Annotated in this window: 2 protein-coding genes and 1 pseudogene; 2 read left to right on the top strand and 1 reads right to left on the bottom strand. The window is 73.0% G+C overall.

Annotated features, from left to right (window positions below; all coding sequences use genetic code 11):
- Positions 1-17 precede the first annotated feature (17 nt).
- Entirely contained in the window at positions 18-1,574 is a 1,557-nt protein-coding gene (gene guaA, locus KBX50_RS32440) for a glutamine-hydrolyzing GMP synthase (RefSeq protein ID WP_210941653.1), read from the top strand.
- Between the two features lie 330 nt (positions 1,575-1,904).
- Here the strand turns inward: guaA and KBX50_RS32435 are convergent.
- Positions 1,905-2,246, bottom strand: a pseudogene (locus KBX50_RS32435) (PspC domain-containing protein); the annotation flags it as partial.
- A gap of 144 nt (positions 2,247-2,390) precedes the next feature.
- Here KBX50_RS32435 and KBX50_RS32430 point away from each other — a divergent pair.
- Positions 2,391-3,338 carry an NUDIX hydrolase gene (locus KBX50_RS32430; RefSeq protein WP_210941652.1) on the top strand — a complete coding sequence of 316 codons (948 nt, stop codon included), beginning with the start codon at positions 2,391-2,393 and terminating at the stop codon, positions 3,336-3,338.
- The last annotated feature ends 21 nt before the right edge of the window (positions 3,339-3,359 follow it).

Below are 3,359 nucleotides of genomic sequence, written 5' to 3'. Positions count from 1 at the left end.
GGGTAGGATTGCCGGCTATGAGCCTGCCGCGTCCTGTCCTCGTGGTCGACTTCGGAGCCCAGTACGCCCAGCTGATCGCACGCCGGGTACGCGAGGCGAAGGTCTACTCCGAGATCGTTCCGCACACCACGCCCGTGGCCGAGATGCTGGCCCGCGATCCCGCCGCGATCATCCTCTCCGGCGGCCCGGCCAGCGTCTACGAGCCAGGCGCTCCGCAGGTCGACGACGGGCTGTTCACCGCGGGCGTGCCGGTCTTCGGCATCTGCTACGGGTTCCAGGCGATGGCCCGCTCCCTCGGCGGCACGGTGGCGCGCACCGGCAGCCGCGAGTACGGCGGCACCCCGCTGCGCCCCCGCCTGCTCGACCCCGGCGTACTGCTCCGTGACCTGCCGGCCGACCTGCCGGTGTGGATGAGTCACGGCGACTGCGTGACCGAGGCCCCGAAGGGCTTCACGGTGACCGCCGAGTCGGCCGGCGCGCCGGTCGCCGCGTTCGAGGACGTGACCGGCCGACGGGCGGGCGTCCAGTTCCACCCGGAGGTGGGGCACACCGCGTACGGGCAGGAGATGCTGACCCGCTTCCTCTACGAGATCGCCGGGATCGAGCCGACCTGGACGGCCGAGAACATCATCGACGAGCAGGTGGCCCGGATCCGCGAGCAGGTCGGCGACAAGGAGGTCATCTGCGGCCTGAGCGGCGGGGTGGACTCAGCGGTCGCCGCCGCGCTTGTGCACAAGGCCGTCGGCGACCAGCTCACCTGCGTCTTCGTCGACCACGGGCTGCTGCGGGCGGGCGAGGCCGAGCAGGTGGAAAAGGACTACGTCGCGGCGACCGGCATCAAGCTTAAGGTGGTCGACGCGGCCGACCGCTTTCTCGGCGCGCTGGCCGGGGTGACCGACCCGGAGCAGAAGCGAAAGATCATCGGGCGGGAGTTCATCCGGGTCTTCGAGGCCGCCGCCCGGGAGATCGCCGCGCACGGTGACGTCGAGTATCTGGTGCAGGGCACCCTCTACCCGGATGTGGTCGAGTCCGGCGGGGGCACCGGTACCGCCAACATCAAGAGCCACCACAACGTCGGCGGGCTGCCCGAGGACCTGAAGTTCGCCCTGGTCGAGCCGCTGCGCACGCTGTTCAAGGACGAGGTCCGTACGCTCGGCCTCCAACTCGGGCTGCCCGAGGCGATGGTCTGGCGGCACCCGTTCCCGGGCCCCGGCCTGGCCATCCGGATCATCGGGGCGGTCGACCGGGAGCGGCTCGACGTGCTCCGCCGGGCCGACTTCATCGCCCGCCAGGAACTCAGCGCCGCCGGTCTCGACCGGGACGTCTGGCAGTTCCCGGTGGTGCTGCTGGCCGACGTGCGCAGTGTCGGGGTGCAGGGTGACGGGCGCAGCTACGGGCATCCCGTGGTGCTGCGCCCGGTTTCCAGCGAGGACGCGATGACCGCCGACTGGTCCCGGCTGCCCTATGACGTGATCGCCCGGATCTCCACCCGGATCACCAACGAGGTGGCCGAGGTGAACCGGGTGGTGCTGGACGTCACCAGCAAGCCCCCGGGCACCATCGAGTGGGAGTGACGCCGTACCCCGTCGTGGTGCGCTGACGGTGTCTCAGGCCGGCGGCTGAGGTGCCGGTCGCGGCGTCGGTTCCGGCGTCGCCCCGGCCTCTGGCGTGGTGTCCGGATGCGCCGCCTCGGCGTCGGCTGCCGCCGGGCCGTCCGCGGGCTGCGTCGGTAGCCCGTCGGGACGCGTGGGTGTGGCCCCCGGTCGGGCCGACGGACCTTCGGGCCGGGCCGGGCCGATGTCGGCAGGTGCCGACGGCTCGGGTCGTGCGGGCGGAGCGTCAGGGTGCGGGGTCGGCGATGCGGGCGGGTTGGCTGCGGGCGGCCAGGTGGTCGGTGCCGGCGGTCCGGCGTGCGGCACCGGGCCGGTCGGCCCGGGGAACGGCCAGGCGGGGTGCGGTGTCGCGGCCGGCTGGGACGGCGCGCCGGCGGGTCCGTGCGGCGCGCCGGGCGCCGGGTGGGGCCAGGCGGGTGCGCCGGCCGGCTCCTCGGGCATCAGGAACCACATGATCGGGTACGCGAGGGCAGCGATCCCGCCGGTCACCAGCGTGACGACGGCGAATGCCACCCGGACCAGGGTGGGGTCGACGGCGAAGTAGCGGCCGAGGCCGCTGGCCACTCCGGCGATCATCCGGTCGGTGGTGGGGCGGCGCAGTTGCCGGTACGGAGCGTGAGGTGTGGAGGTCATGTCTCCACGGTCCTCGTCGCGCAGCGTATCGGCCTCGGTGACCGCCCGGATCCCTACCCTGAACCCCATCTCAGGGGCGAGGCGTCAGTCAGGAATCCGACTCTTTTCCGCGTCGGTAACGGGTGACGGGGAGAATTTGGCTCCGTGACCACCATGCTGGAGCCGCTGCGCAGGATCGCGGCATACGCAGTCTGTACTGATTCCGTAGACCGAGTGCTGCTGGTCCGCGCGTCGGAGCGCTCCGGCACCCCCGGCACGTGGTCCCTGCCCGGCGGGGCGGTCGACCACGGCGAGGACCCACACCACACCGTCGTCCGGGAGACCGCCGCCGAAACCGGCCTGTCGGTGGCCGTCGCCAGCCTGCACGACGTGCTGGCCGACATGCGGGCACTGCCCGAGCGGGGCATCACCATCCACACCGACCGGTTGGTCTACCAGGTGTCGGTCCGGGGCGGCTCGCTCACCGACCGGATCGACCGGCCCACCGACCTGGCCCGCTGGTTCACCCGGGAGGAAGCGGCGCGGTTGCCGCTCCGCTCGTTCACCGCTCGCGCTCTCGGGCTGCCCGCCTCGTCGGCGGACATCGTGCCGGACGAGCCGCCGGAGTTCCCCTCCTTCTACGCGGTGCCCGGCCCGGACGGGCTGCACCGGGCGCAGCGCTTCGCCGCGTACGCCGTGGTGACCGACCCGGAGGGGCGGGTGCTGCTGACCCGGGTTTCCGACGGCTACCCGGGTGCCGGCTGCTGGCACCTGCCCGGCGGCGGCACCGACTACGGCGAGCAGCCGGGCGCGGCGCTGATCCGGGAGCTGGTCGAGGAGACCGGGCAGACCGGGCGGCTCGTCGGATTGCTCGGGGTGGCCAGTCACCGGGACGCTGCCTCGCTCGGCCCGGAGGGCTACCCGATCGACTGGCACGGGGTGCGTGCCTTCTACCGAGTGGTGGTGGACCAGCCCGCCCCGCCCACCGTCGGTGACATCGGGGGCTCCACCTGCGAGGCCCGCTGGTTCGCCCGGGAGGAACTCGGCGCCCTGCCCACCGACCGCCTCACCGAGGTCACCGCCGAAGCCGTCCAAGCCGCCCAGCTAACCTGACCCACCCACCCACCCACCCAC

The organism is Micromonospora sp. C51, from assembly GCF_018070435.1.
Taxonomy (GTDB): domain Bacteria; phylum Actinomycetota; class Actinomycetes; order Mycobacteriales; family Micromonosporaceae; genus Micromonospora; species Micromonospora sediminimaris.
The sequence above is the reverse complement of the archived record's forward strand: the minus strand, read 5'-3'. Positions and strand labels throughout refer to the sequence as shown.